The organism is Polaromonas sp., from assembly GCF_039932935.1.
Taxonomy (GTDB): Bacteria; Pseudomonadota; Gammaproteobacteria; order Burkholderiales; family Burkholderiaceae_C; genus Polaromonas.
Window position 1 is genome coordinate 1 of record NZ_JBDTPB010000119.1, and the last position, 15,470, is coordinate 15,470.

15 protein-coding genes and 1 pseudogene are annotated in these 15,470 nt (G+C 63.5%); 12 read left to right on the forward strand and 4 right to left on the reverse strand.

The window, feature by feature from the left end:
* Positions 1 to 141, forward strand: a pseudogene (locus tag ABI546_RS18820) (NADP-dependent oxidoreductase); the annotation flags it as partial.
* Positions 142 to 187: 46 nt separating this feature from the next.
* Here the strand turns inward: ABI546_RS18820 and ABI546_RS18825 are convergent.
* Together ABI546_RS18825 and ABI546_RS18830 are read right to left on the reverse strand one after the other, a co-directional pair.
* Positions 188 to 676, reverse strand: a complete 489-nt coding sequence (locus ABI546_RS18825; protein WP_348049053.1) for a DUF1566 domain-containing protein — start codon at positions 674 to 676, stop codon at positions 188 to 190.
* Between the two features lie 154 nt (positions 677 to 830).
* Positions 831 to 1,784 carry a LysR family transcriptional regulator gene (locus ABI546_RS18830; RefSeq protein WP_348049055.1) on the reverse strand — a complete coding sequence of 318 codons (954 nt, stop codon included), beginning with the start codon at positions 1,782 to 1,784 and terminating at the stop codon, positions 831 to 833.
* A gap of 351 nt (positions 1,785 to 2,135) precedes the next feature.
* Here ABI546_RS18830 and ABI546_RS18835 point away from each other — a divergent pair, with 351 nt between their 5' ends.
* Together ABI546_RS18835 and ABI546_RS18840 are read left to right on the forward strand one after the other, a co-directional pair.
* The gene (locus tag ABI546_RS18835; RefSeq protein WP_348049057.1) at positions 2,136 to 3,332 is read left to right on the forward strand and encodes an MFS transporter; all 1,197 of its coding nucleotides are present in this window, start codon (positions 2,136 to 2,138) and stop codon (positions 3,330 to 3,332) included.
* Positions 3,333 to 3,343: 11 nt separating this feature from the next.
* Positions 3,344 to 4,618 (forward strand): SGNH/GDSL hydrolase family protein, encoded by a 1,275-nt coding sequence (locus ABI546_RS18840; protein WP_348049059.1) that lies wholly within the window; start codon positions 3,344 to 3,346, stop codon positions 4,616 to 4,618.
* 12 nt (positions 4,619 to 4,630) lie between these two features.
* On the opposite strand, the gene ABI546_RS18845 is transcribed toward ABI546_RS18840, so the two are convergent.
* Positions 4,631 to 5,353, reverse strand: coding sequence for a GntR family transcriptional regulator (locus tag ABI546_RS18845; protein WP_348049061.1), 723 nt, complete (start codon positions 5,351 to 5,353; stop codon positions 4,631 to 4,633).
* A gap of 54 nt (positions 5,354 to 5,407) precedes the next feature.
* Here ABI546_RS18845 and ABI546_RS18850 point away from each other — a divergent pair, with 54 nt between their 5' ends.
* From ABI546_RS18850 to ABI546_RS18865, 4 genes are read left to right on the forward strand one after another with little or no spacing between them, the layout of a single operon-like run.
* Positions 5,408 to 6,832, forward strand: coding sequence for a Rieske 2Fe-2S domain-containing protein (locus ABI546_RS18850; protein WP_348049063.1), 1,425 nt, complete (start codon positions 5,408 to 5,410; stop codon positions 6,830 to 6,832).
* Positions 6,829 to 8,313, forward strand: coding sequence for a glutamine synthetase family protein (locus tag ABI546_RS18855; RefSeq protein ID WP_348049065.1), 1,485 nt, complete (start codon positions 6,829 to 6,831; stop codon positions 8,311 to 8,313). Before ABI546_RS18850 ends, ABI546_RS18855 begins: the two co-directional genes overlap by 4 nt.
* Before the next feature lie 25 nt (positions 8,314 to 8,338).
* Positions 8,339 to 8,671 (forward strand): 2Fe-2S iron-sulfur cluster-binding protein, encoded by a 333-nt coding sequence (locus tag ABI546_RS18860; RefSeq protein ID WP_348049067.1) that lies wholly within the window; start codon positions 8,339 to 8,341, stop codon positions 8,669 to 8,671.
* A gap of 45 nt (positions 8,672 to 8,716) precedes the next feature.
* The gene (locus ABI546_RS18865) at positions 8,717 to 9,019 is read left to right on the forward strand and encodes an antibiotic biosynthesis monooxygenase family protein (RefSeq protein ID WP_348049069.1); all 303 of its coding nucleotides are present in this window, start codon (positions 8,717 to 8,719) and stop codon (positions 9,017 to 9,019) included.
* 75 nt (positions 9,020 to 9,094) lie between these two features.
* Here the strand turns inward: ABI546_RS18865 and ABI546_RS18870 are convergent, their stop codons facing one another.
* Positions 9,095 to 9,538 carry a MarR family winged helix-turn-helix transcriptional regulator gene (locus ABI546_RS18870; RefSeq protein ID WP_348049071.1) on the reverse strand — a complete coding sequence of 148 codons (444 nt, stop codon included), beginning with the start codon at positions 9,536 to 9,538 and terminating at the stop codon, positions 9,095 to 9,097.
* A 99-nt stretch (positions 9,539 to 9,637) separates the two neighbouring features.
* Here ABI546_RS18870 and ABI546_RS18875 point away from each other — a divergent pair, with 99 nt between their 5' ends.
* From ABI546_RS18875 to ABI546_RS18895, 5 genes are all read left to right on the forward strand, one after another.
* The gene (locus tag ABI546_RS18875) at positions 9,638 to 10,831 is read left to right on the forward strand and encodes a 3-hydroxybenzoate 6-monooxygenase (RefSeq protein WP_348049073.1); all 1,194 of its coding nucleotides are present in this window, start codon (positions 9,638 to 9,640) and stop codon (positions 10,829 to 10,831) included.
* A gap of 26 nt (positions 10,832 to 10,857) precedes the next feature.
* Entirely contained in the window at positions 10,858 to 11,871 is a 1,014-nt protein-coding gene (locus tag ABI546_RS18880; RefSeq protein ID WP_348049076.1) for a tripartite tricarboxylate transporter substrate-binding protein, read from the forward strand.
* A 362-nt stretch (positions 11,872 to 12,233) separates the two neighbouring features.
* Positions 12,234 to 13,595: an FAD-dependent oxidoreductase gene (locus tag ABI546_RS18885; protein WP_348049078.1), complete on the forward strand. Its 1,362-nt coding sequence runs from the start codon at positions 12,234 to 12,236 to the stop codon at positions 13,593 to 13,595.
* 20 nt (positions 13,596 to 13,615) lie between these two features.
* Positions 13,616 to 14,710 (forward strand): gentisate 1,2-dioxygenase, encoded by a 1,095-nt coding sequence (gene gtdA / locus ABI546_RS18890; protein WP_348049080.1) that lies wholly within the window; start codon positions 13,616 to 13,618, stop codon positions 14,708 to 14,710.
* On the forward strand, positions 14,707 to 15,402 hold the full coding sequence (locus ABI546_RS18895) for a fumarylacetoacetate hydrolase family protein (protein WP_348049082.1): 696 nt from the start codon (positions 14,707 to 14,709) through the stop codon (positions 15,400 to 15,402). Before gtdA ends, ABI546_RS18895 begins: the two co-directional genes overlap by 4 nt.
* The last annotated feature ends 68 nt before the right edge of the window (positions 15,403 to 15,470 follow it).

A 15,470-nucleotide genomic window follows, 5' to 3' on the forward strand; every position in this document is an offset into this window, starting at 1 on the left:
ATGGCGGGCTACCTGAAGGCCGGCACCATGAAGAGCAAGGAAGACATCGTCGTGGGCCTGGACACCTTCCCCGAAACGCTGCTCAAGCTTTTCAATGGCGAGAACTTCGGCAAGCTCGTGCTGCAGGTCGCCAAAGACTGACGCGACAGAAACCTGACACGCCAACTGCTCCCGGCGTCCGGTTCGCTTACTTCGCGCTGCGCACCAGGCGAATGGCGGCAGACGTGGCGCGCGGGGCTTCACCCGCGCTGCCGTCGCTGAAACCCACAAAGGTGAAATAGCCCGGGCCGGTGCTGCTGGACGTCCAGAAGCGCGCCACCGGCGTGCCGGGGAAGGCATTCGGGTCTATCGCAGCCTTGTCTACATCAGCTTCCCGCGCGGAAACGATGCTGGAGAGTTCCTTCAAGATGGGCAGGCGCCATTCGGCCCCCGGCGTGGAGGCTGCCTTGGCGCGCGCGGCCGCGTCGGGCGCGCTTAAAAAGGTCGCCTGCCCGGTGCAGGTTTTGCCTTTGAAGACCATGCCCTCCGCGCAACGCCGCCAAATCAGTCCGGTGCGGCTGTCGGTGATGTCCTGGCCGTCGGCGGAGGGGCTGAAGCGCTCTTGCGCAAAACTGAGGCCCGTCAGCGACAACAGCAAAAGGAAAAGACCCACGGTATGAGCAGGAATGCGGTGCATAAAAATCCTCCATGGCCGAAGCGGCCCAGCAAGCCCGTACGACTTGTTACATATGCTAGGCAAATTACGCCTGGTCTGCCATAGGGAAGTTATCTAGTGGGTTGTACCTAGCAGTCAACCCCTGTACACCCCAGTACACCTCGCCCCGAGCAAGTCAGGGCTGGTGCAACTGATAGTCAGGCGCGAGCCCGCCGCCGTCGAGCACCTTCTGCGTGACCTGCTCCACGAGGAAATCCAGCAGCACACGCACACGCGCCGGCAAGCGGCCGCCCCGCCCGACGAACACCGCATGAATGGGCTCGCGCTCACCGGGGTTGAGGTCTTCAGCCACCGGCACCAGACGGCCCGCCTCAATATCGCGGCCGACATGGAACATCGACATGCGAGCCAGCCCCGCCCCTGCCAGCACCAGATGGCGCATCGCCTCGCCGTCGCTGGCTCGCGCATAGCCGGTGATCGGCAACTGCTGGATCTGCCCCTCCACACGCACCGGCCAGTAATGCATATTGCGCTTGAAGGTGTGGGCCAGGCGTTGATGCGCCTCGAGCTCCTTCAGCGTTCGCGGCGTGCCATGGCGCGCAAGGTAGCCAGGGCTGCCGACAATCACCTGCGCCGTGTCGCCCAGCCGCCGCGCGACCAGCTGGGATGACGCGAGCGCCCCCCAGCGGATCGCCACGTCGGTGCGCTCGTCCAGCAGGTCAACTACCCGGTCGGTCAGGGTGATGTCCAGCGTGATGTCGGGATAGCGTTCGTGAAAGGCCGGCACCAGCGGGAGCAGCAGGCAATGGGCAGTCGGCATGCTGGCATTGATGCTGACGCGCCCTCGCGGCATGGCGCCGGCCGCCGCGCCGCGCTCGGCCTCGTCCATGTCGGCCAGCACGCGCGTGCTCTGCTCATAGAAAGTGGTGCCTTCGGGCGTGAGCTGCAGCTTGCGGGTAGAGCGATTGACCAGCCGCGTGCCCAGCCGCGCCTCCAGCCGGGTGACCAGCTTGCTGACGGCCGACGGCGTCATGCACAGCTGCCGGGCAGCGGCGGAGAAACCGCCTTTCTCCACGACCTGGACAAAGGCTTCCATTTCGCCGGAGCGGTTGACGTCGATACGGGGCATATGGTTCCTGCAGGCTTTCCTTGGGGTTTTCGATTGCCATCTCGCCGTTCATTGCCGTTCCGCAGCTTTCGGGTGAACGCCTGAATGCTATGTTTTTAATAGCTGCTTGCGCAAGTATTTAAAGGGCTAGCGGCCGATTTGATCAATAAAACGGCTCTTTTCCGCTCCAGAGACGCGCTATCAAGCAGGCATGTCAAGTAAGCGTTGCAGTGGGCTATTTGGGCCATTTCCGGCGATCAATTTGCCAGTCTTAATGTGAATTGAATTCACAAATGATTGTCATCAAGTCATTCTAGTCAAACTACTATTTCGTTTCCATACTAGTCGCATCCTCTTTTGAAAGCGACTTTCATGGCTGCGAGCAAATCACTTCCTCCTCTGGGCCTGCTGGCCCTCACCGCCGGATCTTTCGGCATCGGCACGACCGAATTCGTCATCATGGGCCTGCTGCTGCAGGTCTCTGCTGACCTCGGTGTCACCATTGCCTCCGCCGGGCTGCTAATTTCCGGCTACGCCCTGGGTGTGGCGGTAGGTGCACCCCTGCTGACGCTGGCCACACGCAAGCTGCCGCGCAAAACCGTGCTGCTGGCGCTGATGGCCATCTTCACGCTGGGCAACCTGGCCTGCGCGCTGGCGCCGGACTACGGCAGCCTGATGGCCGCCCGCGTGATCACCTCGATGGCGCACGGCACCTTCTTCGGCGTGGGCTCCATCGTGGCCACCGGCCTGGTGGCGCCCGAGCGCAAGGCCTCGGCCATTGCCACCATGTTCAGCGGGCTGTCGCTGGCCACGCTGCTCGGCGTGCCTGCGGGCGCCTGGCTGGGCCTGCACTACGGCTGGCGCTCCACTTTCTGGGTCGTCGCGCTGATTGGCTTGCTGGCCTTTGTGGTGCTGGCGATTTTTGTACCGCGCAGCGCGGCCGAAAACGGCACCTCGTCCATCCGCCAGGAGCTGGCCGGAGTGGCCCGCGCGCCGGTGCTGCTGGGACTCTTGATGACCGTGCTCGGCTTTGCAGGCCTCTTTGCCATCTTCACTTACATCCAGCCCATCCTGACGCAAGTCACCGGCTTCAGTGAAGCGGCGGTGTCGCCCATCCTGTTGGTGTTTGGCGGCGGCTTCTTTGTGGGCAACCTGCTGGGCGGGCGCCTTGCCGACCGCGGGCTCCGGATGTCGCTGCTGGTCACGCTGGGGGCGCTGGCGCTCGTGCTGGGCGTGATGGGCTTTGTGTTGCATTCGCCAATCGCCACCGTGCTGTTTGTAGGGCTGCTGGGCGCGGCTTCTTTTGCCACCGTGGCGCCGCTGCAGATGCGCGTGCTGCAGCAGGCGCACGGCGCGGGCCAGAACCTGGCGGCCAGCCTCAACATCGGCGCCTTCAATGTGGGCAATGCGCTCGGCGCCTGGCTGGGCGGCCTGGTGGTGAGCAGTTCCTTTGGCCTGGGCGGCTTGAGCTGGCTGGCCGCACTGATCACCGTCGCCGGCATCGTGGTTGCGCTGTACAGCCTGTCGCGCGACAAGTCTGAAATCCCCGCTAACGCGGCTACCTGCTGAGAACCATCACCATGAAAACCTTCTTTTCTCGGCTACACGTGCTGCAGGCAATACTCTCATTCGCGGTCCTATGCGCCGGCCTTATTCCTCACGCACAAGCAGCCGATGCCGGCGCATGGACCCCAAGCTGGACAGCCAGCCCCCAACCCGTCTGGGGCGGTGATTTTGTGCTGCCACTGGGCCTTCCCGCCACTTTGCGCGACCAGACGGTGCGCCAGGTTGTCCGTGCCAGCGTAGGCGGCCCGCGTGTGCGCATCGTGCTGTCCAACGAATACGGCACGCAAGCTTTGCAGATTGGCGCGGCCCACATCGCGCCAGCAGGCGCTGCAGCGGGCAGCATCGGCGGGCCGGGCCAGGCCGTGACCTTCGGCGGCCAGCCCACGGTGACCGTACCAGCAGGCGCGCCCGTCATCAGCGATCCGATTCAGATCGCGGTCGCGCCGCTGGACCGTCTGGCCATCAGCCTGTACTTGCCACAAACGGCGCCACTCACCACCATCCATTGGGAAGGCTTGCAGCCAGCCCAGATCGCTGCGGGTAATGTCGCGAGTGCAAGCACCATCAAAGCGGACAGCATCGTGAACAGCCGCCTCTTCCTCAGTGCAGTACTGGTGGAAGCCGCGCCCGGCACGCGCAGCGTCGTGGCGTTTGGCGACTCCATCACGGATGGCGCTGCGTCCACGCCGGGCACCGACCAGCGCTGGCCGGATTTCCTGGCACGCCGCCTGGCAGGGCGCAACGTGGCTGTGATCAATGCCGGCATCTCGGGCGGCCGCGTGCTCAAGAACCACATGGGCATGAATGCACTGGCGCGCTTTGACCGCGACGTGCTGAGCCAGCCGGGCATCAGCAGCGTGGTGCTGCTCATGGGGATCAACGACATCAGCTGGCCTGGCAGCACCTTTGAGCCCAACGAACCGGCAACGCAGGCCGACGCACTGATCGCCGGCTACCGGCAACTGATCGCGCGAGCCCGCAGCCGCGGCGTGCGCATCGTGGGCGCCACACTGACACCCTTTGAAGGCGCACTGACCATGCCGGGCTCACCGATTGCCAACTACTACAGCCCTGCAAAAGACGCCGTGCGCCAGCGCATCAACCACTGGATACGCAGCAGCGGCGAATTCGATGCGGTGGCCGATTTTGATGCGGTGGTGCGCGACCCGCAGAACCCGCTGCGCATCTTGCCCGCCTATGACTCGGGCGACCACCTGCACCTGGGCGACGCCGGCAACCAGGCTGTCGCCGAATCAATCAACCTGAAGCTGTTACTGGGTGAACGCTAGAGCCTTTAAAGCTCAGCCACCCACCACCAGGCGCAGGCCGGGCATCAGGCTTTCGGTTTCGGCGCGCCGCTGCAGCGCCATGCGCATGTTCATCTGCGCGACTTCGGTGTGTTCCACGGCCAGGGCCTGGGCGCGCGCGCCCTCTCCAGCCTTGAGCGCAGCGAACAGCATGTGGTGCTGCCGGTGCGCGTAATGCATCCAGTCGCGGTCTTGTTCCAGCGTGGACTGCATGGGCAGCATGGCCGACGCCGAGGCAAAAGGCAGCTTGTCGTTCAGTTCGATGGCGCGCTGCAACGCCCGGTTGCCGCTGGCATCCAGAATCAGCGCGTGAAAGCGGTCGTTCATGGACGCATAAGCCGCGTAGTTGTCATAACCCAGCGGGTTGGCGGCCAAAGCCCGGTCGCCTTCGTCCAGGCAGGACTGCAAATCCAGCTGCAGCTGGCGTGACACGCCGTGCTCGGCCACCAGCCGTGCCGCCATGCCTTCGAGGTGGCCGCGCACCGCGATGGCATCGGCCACTTCGCGCGGCGTGAACTGGCGCACCAGGTATTTGCCGGTGTCGTTGGCCTCGACCAGCCCCTCTTGCTCCAGCGTGACCAGCGCGGCCCGCACCGGGGTACGCGAGGCGCCCAGGCGCTCAGCCAGTTGCTGCTCGGCCAGACGCTGGCCGGGCTCAAACTCGCCGCGCAGAATCAGGTCACGCAACTGCATCAAAACGGTTTCTTGCAAGTTCATGGCGGTGAATGTACACTGAATTTTAATTTTGGTATACCGTTTTAAAGACTGCCCATGAACGCTGAACAAAATGAGTTGTTGACCCGCATCACGCCGGGCACGCCCTGCGGCAAGCTGCTGCGCCAGTACTGGCAGCCCGCCGCACTGGTGGATGAGTTCAACCCGGTGCTGGACCCGCGCATGGCCCTCCGCCCGGTCAAGGCACTCAAGCTGTTTGGCCAGGATTTGGTGCTATTCAAGGACGCATCCGGCGCATGGGGTTTGCTGGACCGCGACTGCGCGCACCGCGGCGCCGACCTGTCCTTTGGCCGCCGTGAAAGCCTGGCCCAAGGCGGCGGCCTGCGCTGCCCTTTTCACGGCTGGAAATTCGCCACCGACGGCCGCTGCCTGGAGACGCCAGCCGAGCCCAGCGGCAGCAAGCTGTGCGAACGGGTCCGGCAGCGCAGCTACCCCGTGATTGAAAAAGCCGGCGTGCTGTTTGCCTGGCTGGGCGACGAAGGCAGTACCCCACCACCCTTCCCCGCTTTTGATTGCTTTACCGCGCCGGCCACGCACAGCTTTGCCTTCAAGGGTTTGTGGAACGCCAACTGGCTGCAGGCGTTTGAAGTGGGCATTGACCCGGCGCACCCGTCTTTCCTGCATCGCTTTTTGCAAGACAACCCGCTCGACGAAATCGGCGAGAACCCGGCCGGCAAACAGTTTCGCAGCGCCAGTGCCGGCAGCAAGGACGGCGAGCAGTGGCCGATGACGCGCATCATGCGCGAGTTCGCCCAGCCCGACATCAGCTTCGAGAACAAACCCTGGGGCATGCAGCTGACCGCGCTGCGCGCCATGACCGACAAACTCACGCACGTGCGCGTGACCAACGCCATCTTCCCGGCCACCTTTGTGATCCCGCTGTCGGAAACCATGACGATCACGCAGATGCACGTGCCGGTGGACGACACCCACACCTACTGGTACACCTTCTTCACCAGCTTTGCCGGCCCGCTGGACCGCGAAAGCATGCGCGCACAGCGTCAGCAGTTCATTGAACTGCCCGACTACATTCCCAAGGCCGGCCGCCACAACGGCTGGGGCTTCAATGCCCAAGAGCAGATGAGCACCACCTACCTGGGCATGGGAGAAGAAGACATCAATGTGCACGACCAGTGGGCCGTGGAAAGCATGGGCGCCATCCAGGACCGCACGCGCGAACACCTGGGCACGTCCGACAAGGTCATCATGGCCAACCGGCGCGTGCTGCTCAAGGCGATTGACACCGTGCAAAACGGCGGCGTGGCGCCCGGCATTGCCGACCCCGCGCAGGCTGCCATGATCACCGGCCCCGATACGGTGGACGGCATCGCACCGGCCGGCGAATGGTCAGACTGGTGGCAGCAGACCGCCCGAGCCAAACGCGACGGTGCGGCGTGGCTGTACACCCAACCCGCGTCACCCGCTCCCGCAACTTCTGCCAGCGCCGCCACGCAGCCATGAGCAGCTTTGCAGCGCAATGCGGCGTACACGACGCCGCAAGGCAGGCTGCACAGGCCCATGCCGTGCGGCGCATAAGGGCCAGCGGACTGGAACTGGTGCGCTTTGCCTGGTGCGACCTGCACGGCATGTTGCGTGGCAAAACCCTGGTGGCGTCTGCAGTCGAGCAAGCCATGACAGACGGAGTCGGCATGGTGAGCACATTGTTGCTCAAGGACACAGCCGACCGCACCGCCTACAAGGTGTTCGAAGCCGGCGGCGCCGCGGAATTACCGGGTTTTGAATTTGGCGGCAACGTGATGTTGCTGGCCGACCCGTCCAGCCTGAAAGAATTGCCCTGGACGGAAAAAACCGGCTGGCTCCAATGCCAGCCGTGGTTTCCCGACGGCAGCCCGGTGGCATTCGACACACGCCGCGTACTGCAAAGCGCGCTCGCCAAACTGGCCGAAGCTGGCTACGGCATGAAGTGCGGGCTGGAAATTGAGTTCCACATTTACCGGATCACCGAAGGTGGGCACACCCCTCAACTCGATCCGGAGCTGGCTGCCTGGCCAGGCTTGCCCCCCAATGTGAGCATGATCCATCCGGGCTACCACCTGCTGTCTGAGCAGTGGTTTGACATGGCGGAAGAGCCTTTGCGCATCGTCCAGCAAACGGTACAGGCACTGGGATTGCCTCTGCTGTCGCTGGAAATCGAACTGGGCCCCAGCCAGGTCGAGGCCGTGTTCGACGCCACCGATGCGTTGACAGCCGCAGACAACATGGTGCTGTTTCGCAGTGCGGTGAAGCAGGCCTTGCGGCGGGCCGGTTACCACGCCACCTTCATGTGCCGCCCGCCTTTCCCGAACATCATGTCCAGCGGCTGGCACCTGCACCAGTCACTGGTGGACCTGAAAACCGGCGCCAATGCCTTTAAGCGCCAAAGCCCCGCAGCCGGAACAACCCCTGAAGATGCACAGTACACATTGACCGAAACCGGTGAACATTACCTGGCCGGTCTGCTGGCGCATGCACGCGGCATGACTGTGCTGTGCACGCCCACCATCAATGGTTTCGGTCGCTTTCGGCCGAACGCACTGGCGCCGCAATCCATCTTGTGGGGCCGGGACAACCGCGGCGCGATGCTGCGCGTGGTGGGCCAGTGCAATGACAACGGCACGCGCATCGAAAACCGCATCGGCGAACCCGCCGCCAATCCGTATCTGTATCTCGCCTCGCAAATCCACGCCGGGCTGGACGGCATGGCACGCCGCCTCAAGGCCCCGCCGGCCACCGATGCACCTTATGGCGATGCCGCCGAAAAAATACCCACCAGCCTGGGAGAAGCCCTGCAAGCCCTGCAAGGCGACACGGCACTGGTGGAGGCATTCGGCAGCGCATTCGTTGCTTGTCTCACGCGGATCAAACAGGCTGAAATCACCCGCCATGCTGAAGCCGACGACCAGGACGACTGGCAAAAACGAGAATACTTCAGCCGGATCTAGCCGCTGCGTGCCCCATTAAAAAACCATGATCACCATCCATTTCATCGAACCGGGCGGCCGCTCCACGCCGGTCAAAAGCAAGGTCGGGAAAAGCCTGATGGAGGCCGCCGTGGCCGCCGGCATTGACGGCATCGCCGCCGACTGCGGCGGCCTGCTGACTTGCGCCACCTGCCATGTTCATGTGCTCGAGCCATTTTGTTCTGACCCGGCAACACTGCCACCGCCTGACGGCGAAGAGCTCGGCATGCTGGCATTCACCGCCTCGCCGCGCCTTGCCAACAGCCGTCTCAGTTGCCAGATCACGCTCACGCCAGACCTGGACGGATTGAGGGTAGAGTTGCCTGCTACCCAATATTGAACGGCGGGGGTACACACCCCGGCAAAACAACCAAACAGGACCTTCATGATTCTCGAACTCGCCGACATCCGCATCCACCCCGGCCAGCAGGCCGCTTTTGACGAAGCCATCCAGCGCGGCATCCGCGAAGTGATTTCCAAGGCCAAGGGGTTTCAGGGTTTCAAGGTCAACAAGGGCATTGAAAGCCCCGAACGCTACATCCTGCAGATCTTCTGGGATACGCTGGAAAACCATACCGTCGACTTTCGTCAGTCCCCGGCATTTGCCGACTGGCGCGCCATCGTCGGGCCGTTTTTTGCCGGCGCCCCGACGGTGGAGCATTTCGACCTTGTCGCCAAGTCTGCGTGAACCCTTGAATCAGCCCGGCGGGCAGATGTAAAAAGGGGCCATTCGGCCCCTTTTTTTTATGCTTCACCCCTCAGGCTAGCTCGCTGCGTTTTCGTGTCCGGTGATCAGCTTTGCCAGCAGCCGGCCCAGCTGCGCCCGCTCATCCGCGTCAAGCGGGCTCACAATGCGCTGTTGCGCCTTGCCGACAGCACGCTTCATCTGCAGCGCGACTTTCTCGCCTTCGGGTGTTGTCCACAGCAGCTTGCGGCGTTTGTCAGCCGGGTCCGCCTGGCGCTTGACCCAGCCCTTGACCTCCAGCCGTCCAATCACCGAACCAAATGTGGCCGGGTCAAAAGCCACCCGGCCTGACAGGGTGATCTGGTCTTCGCCAGGGTCATCCATGAGCGCGTTCAGAATGGCAAACTGCACGGGAGTGACATCAAAACCGGCGGTCTCTTCCATGAAGATTGAGACCGCGAGTTGTTGCGCCCGACGGATCAGGTGCCCAGGGGCCTCGCTGAAGTTAAAGCTTTTTGCCATTTGCCGAGTTTACCGTTCGGGTCTGCGCTCAGGGTATGTACTAGGGAATGCACATCGTATGCATACTTATCATAATTGAACTCTCAGGCTCACGTTCTTATGGCAAACACATCCCCCCTCCTCGTCTCGGGCGGCGGCATTGGCGGACTCGCCGTGGCCATGGTGCTTGCCCACGATGGTCACGCCGTGACCGTGCTGGAGCAGGCAACATGTTTTGGCGAGATCGGCGCCGGCATCCAGCTCGGCCCCAACATTTTTCGAATGTTTGACTACCTGGGTCTCACGCAAGCCGTTAACCGGGTGGCTTTCTTTCCTGCCGGGCTCGGCATGAACGATGTGCGAACGGGCGAGAAGGTGGTCCGCGTTCCGCTGGGCGATCTGGCCCGGGCCACTTATGGCTTTCCTTACGGTGTGATTTACCGGGCCGATCTGCACCAGGTGTTTCTGGACGCCTGCCGCGCACAGCCAAACGTGACACTGCGCACCCAAGCCAAAGTCGAGTCGTTTGAACAATCTGCAGACGGCGTGACCGTGCACCTGAACGGAGGCGAAACGATTCACGGCAGTGCCTTGATTGGCGCTGACGGCATGTGGAGCCGCATTCGCGAAGCGGTGGTCGGCGACGGAAAACCCCGCGTGTCGGGCCACATCGCCTACCGCGCGGTGCTCAAGCGCGAGGAAGTGCCGGCCCATCTGTGGAGCGACGATGTGCTGCTGTGGGGCGGCGAGAAAACCCACCTGGTTCATTACCCCCTGCGCCGCGGCGAACTCTTCAACCTCGTGGCCGTTTTTCACAGCAACAAATACGACGAGGGATGGAATACGTTTGGCGACACAGCCGAGCTCAACGACCGCTTTGCCGATGCTTGCCCGCAGGTCAGGGAACTGCTGGGAAAAATCGACACCTGGAAAATGTGGGTGCTGTGCGACCGCGAGCCCGTAAAAAACTGGACCGACCGGCGCGTGACGCTGCTGGGCGATGCGGCCCACCCCATGTTGCAGTACCTCGCCCAGGGCGCTGGCCAGGCCATAGAAGACGCCGTCGTGCTGCGCGAGGCGCTGCGTTTTACGCGAGGGGATGTCCCGCAAGCCTTCCAGAAGTACCAAAAGGCCCGGTACTTGCGCACCGGCCGCGTGCAACTGACCGCCCGTTTTTACGGCGACATCTACCACGCGGCTGGCGTGCAGCGCGAGCTGCGCAACCAGCTGTTCCAGAGCGGCACCGAGAGCGCGGGCTTCGCGGGCCTGAAATGGATGTATGACGGAATCGAGCCGTCAAAACTGTTCCAATGACGGTTTCAAAAGTCCCAGGGATTGTCATGACTCTTCTTCCCAGCATCTCTTTTCCCAGCCCCTCTGTTCTCCGGATTGTTGCTACGCTTTTGATAGCTTCTTGCGCTCATTCCTCCTGGGCCGCAGGCCCAAAAGACTTAAAAAATTCGGTTTGGCCGACCCGGCCATTGCGTATCCTGGTGGGCTTTCCGGGCGGCTCCACGCCCGACATGGCGGCCCGCACGCTGGCCGAGCCCCTGAGCCGCGCCTTGGGCCAGCCGGTGATCGTGGAAAACAAACCCGGGGCGTCAGGCAACATCGCGGCCGACCAGGTCGCCAAGGCCACCGACGACCACACGCTGGGCGTCGTGATCAACGGCAACCTGACTTCCGCCAAGCTGCTGTACCCCAAGCTGCCCTATGACCCGGCCAAAGACTTTGCGCTGGTTTCGCTACTGACCACCGCCCCGCTGGTCTTGGTGGCACCCGCAGCTGAACCCGGCGGCGCTGAATTCTTCAACGCCGCGCGCCAGGGGGGCAGCCAGTGGAACTACGGCTCGGTCGGCAACGGCTCGGTCGCCCACCTGGGCATGGAGCTGCTGAAAAGCCGCGTACCCGGCCTCACGCCGGTGCATGTGCCTTTTGCCGGTAACCCGCAGGTCGTCACCGCCATGCTGGGCGGCCAGATCCAGATGGCGCTGATTCCACCGGGCGTGGCCATGCCGCATGTGCGCTCGGGCAAGCTCAAGGCGATTGGCCTGGCCGGCGGACGCTCGTCTCTCGTACCCGAAGTGCCACCGCTGGCCGATGCCGGCGTGACCAACGTCAATCTTGAAGTGTGGACGGCGCTGATCGGTCCGGCGAGCCTTTCCAAAGCCGCCCAGGCGAGGTTGGCGCAAGAAGTGCCGCGCATCATCCGCGATGCGGACACACGGCAAAAACTGTTCAACCAAGGCTGGCAGGCTGTGGGCACCTCGCCCGACGGCCTGAACAGCCGCGTGAAGGATGAAGCCGCCATCCTCGGCGGCATCATTCAGTCGCGCGGCATCAAGATCGAATAAATGATGCCCCCACGTTCGCTCACTGCGTGTAGCTCTCGAGGCCTTGCAGGCCGCGGCTCGCGAGACGCTTCGCCTCTGTCGCCTGTCCAAAGCTGCTCAAGCAGCTTTGGAGCCGCAGGCTCCAGCCCCTCGGGGGCCGCCCGCCTGCGGCCCGGCAAAGCCGGTTCCGCGACTCAGACTGGGTTAAAGACTTCAGGGAACACAACCAGGGTGCCGCGGGACTGGCTTTGCCAGACCGCAGGCGCCGCCCCCTCGAGGGGGGAACAAGCTACACGCAGTGAGCTTGGACAGGGGTGGGGTAATTCACCGCCCCCTCGAGGGGGGAACGGGCTACACGAAGTGAACCTGGACAGGGGGGAGACGTGATTACCGAACCTGCACGCACGCTGTCCGTCTACGGCGAGTTTGACGTCGTCGTTGTCGGCGGCGGCCCCGCTGGCCTGGCCGCCAGCGTCAGCGCCGCACGGCGCGGCGCGCGTACCTTGCTGGTCGAGCGCTATGGCTTTCTGGGCGGCATGGGCACCGCCGGCGGCGTTACCAATTTCGCGGGCCTCTACGGCCGCAAAAACGGCCAGATGCAACAGGTGGTGCGCGGCGTGGCCGACGACCTGCTGCAGCGCATTGACGCGCTGGGCGGCCTCAACGCACCGCAGGACGGCATGCAGGGCCGCATCCGTGTGCGGTCCTATGACGTGTCGGCCTACAAATGCGCGGCCGACCAGTTGCTGGTGGCCGCTGGCGTACACCTCCTTTTTCACGCATGGGCTGCGGCCGTGGTGATGGAAGGCGATCGCATCAACGCCCTGGTGGTGGAGACCAAATCCGGCCGCCAGGCGATACGCGCCGCGCGCTTCATCGACTGTTCGGGCGACGCCGACGTGGCGAACTTCGCGGGCGTGCCCTTCGAGCTCGGCGACGGCCACGGCAGCGCGCTGTTTCCGTCCACCATGTTCCGCGTCGGCCATGTCGATGCGCCCCGCGCGCTGGCGGCCGTGGGCGAGTTCAAGGCCATCAATACCCTGATGGCCGAGAGCCAGGCACGCGAGCCGGGCCGCTACAAATTCCCGCGCGAAGGCGCGATCCTTCGGCCGCAGAAGAATCCGGCCGAATGGCGCGCCAACGTTACGCAAATCCGCAATGCCCAAGGCACCGCCATGGATGCCACCGACGCGCGGCAGCTCAGCGAAGGCGAGCTCGAAGGCCGACGCCAGATCACCGAATACTTCCGCTTCCTGCGCGAGCAGGTGCCGGGCTTTGAAGACTCCGCCATCGTCGACATCGCACCGCAAGTGGGCATCCGCGAGACACGCCGCATCCAGGGCCTCTATGCCTTGAGCGGTGAAGACATCCTCTCGTCGGCGCGCTTTGACGACGCCATCGGCATCAACGCCTGGCCGATGGAACTGCATGCCGACGGCCGCATCGACTGGCAGTTTCCGCGCAATGTAGACGCGGCGCAGGGCCGCGCCTACAACGACCTGCCCTGGCGCATGCTGGTGCCCCAGGGCGTGGCCAACCTTCTGGTGGCCGGCCGCTGCGCGTCGATGACGCATGAAGGCCAGTCGGCCGCGCGCGCCAGCGGTGGCTGCTTTGTGATGGGCCAGGCCGCGGGCACGGCCGCTGCGATGCTCGATGCCGGCAAAAGTTTTGCCGACGCGGACGTGAGACAGCTGCAGCAGCTGCTCACGCAAGACGGCACCTATTTCGACAACGGCGATCGTTAAAACCAGAGACTGGACCGCCCATGGACATGACGCCCCCACCCGCCCACAGCCAGAGCGCAGCGCCCAACAGCGCCGCACGCAAGGCTTTTTACGACGCCATTTCGGCGCACAGCATGACGCCGCTGTGGGAAGTGCTGCACGCGCTGGTGCCGCAGTCGCCCAGCACGCCATGCCAGCCGGCGTTGTGGAAATACGCCGACGTGCATCCCTACCTGATGAAGGCGGGAGAGCTCATCACCGCCGAGGAAGCGGTGCGCCGCGTGCTGATTCTTGAAAACCCCGGCCTGCGCGGGCAGTCGTGCATCACGCAATCCCTCTACGCAGGCCTGCAGGTCATCTTGCCGGGCGAAGTGGCGCCCAGCCACCGCCACACGCAAAGCGCGCTGCGTTTCGTGGTTGAAGGCCACGGCGCTTTCACTGCTGTGGACGGCGAACGCACGCAGATGAAGCCCGGCGACTTCATCATCACCCCGAGCTGGACCTGGCACGACCATGGCCACGAAGGCCGTGTGGAATCGGATACACCCGTGGTCTGGCTGGACGGCCTGGACATCCCCATGCTGCGTTTTTTTGATGCCGGTTTTGCAGAAAACGGCACAGCCAAACAGCAGGAAGTCACCAAGCCCCAAGGCATCAGCACGCACCGCTACGGCGCCAACATGCTGCCCATGCGGTATGACTCGCCGTTCGGTGAAACCTCGCCCATCTTCAGCTACCCCTATGACCGCACGCGCGAGACGTTGCACCAGCTGGAAACCCATGCCGACATCGACGTCTGGGACGGCATCAAGCTGCGCTATGTGAACCCGGCCACCGGCGGCTCGCCCATGCCCACCATGGCGACCTTCATGCAGCGCCTTCCGGCAGGCTTTGCAGGCAAGGCCTGGCGCCAGACCGACGGCGCTGTCTTCAGCGTGGTCGAGGGCACCGGTTCCGTCAGTGTTGAGCGCGACGGGAAAATCTCGACTTTCGAATTTGGCCCGCGCGACCATTTTGTAATTCCGTCGTGGCACACTGCGCAATTGCGTTCGGCGCAAGGTTGTGTGCTGTTCAGTTTTTCAGACCGCCCGGTGCATCAGGCATTGGGCATACACAGAGAAGAAAGGTTGTCATGAGTTTTGTCATCACCCCACCGGCCGCAGTGTCCGTCCCCGTCGTCGGCACCAAAGACCGCTTTCCGGTTCATCGCATTTATTGCGTGGGCCGCAACTACGAAGAGCACGCCAAGGAAATGGGTTTTACCGGCCGCGAGCCGCCCTTCTTCTTCCTCAAGCCCGCTGATGCTGCCGTGGTGGTGGACGCCGGCGCCACAGGCTCCATTCCCTACCCGTCGCTCACCAAAAACCTGCACCATGAAATCGAGCTGGTCGTGGCTATCGGCACGGGCGGCAAAAACATCAAGGCGGCTGACGCGCACAAACATATCTATGGCTACGCCGTCGGCCTGGACATGACGCGCCGCGACCTTCAGGGCGAGATGAAAAAGCAGGGCCGTCCGTGGTGCATCGGCAAGGCGTATGACCACTCGGCGCCGATCGGCCCCATCACACCGGCAGCACAGGCCGGCGATGTTGCTAACGCCGAGCTCTACATTCAGGTGAACGGAAAAGACCGCCAGCGCAGTAGTGTTTCCAAGCTGATCTGGAACATCGCTGAAACCATTGAACATCTGTCCGTTGCCTGGGAACTCCAACCCGGCGACCTGATTTACACCGGCACACCTGAAGGTGTTGCGGCGGTGGTCTCGGGCGACACCATGGTCGGCGGCGTGGCCGGTCTGGAGACACTCACTGTCAAAGTCATCTGAAAATTGGCCCCGGGCGGGCTTACTTTGCCACCGGGCAGTTGCGCGATGAACGCGCAGCTGCTTTAATC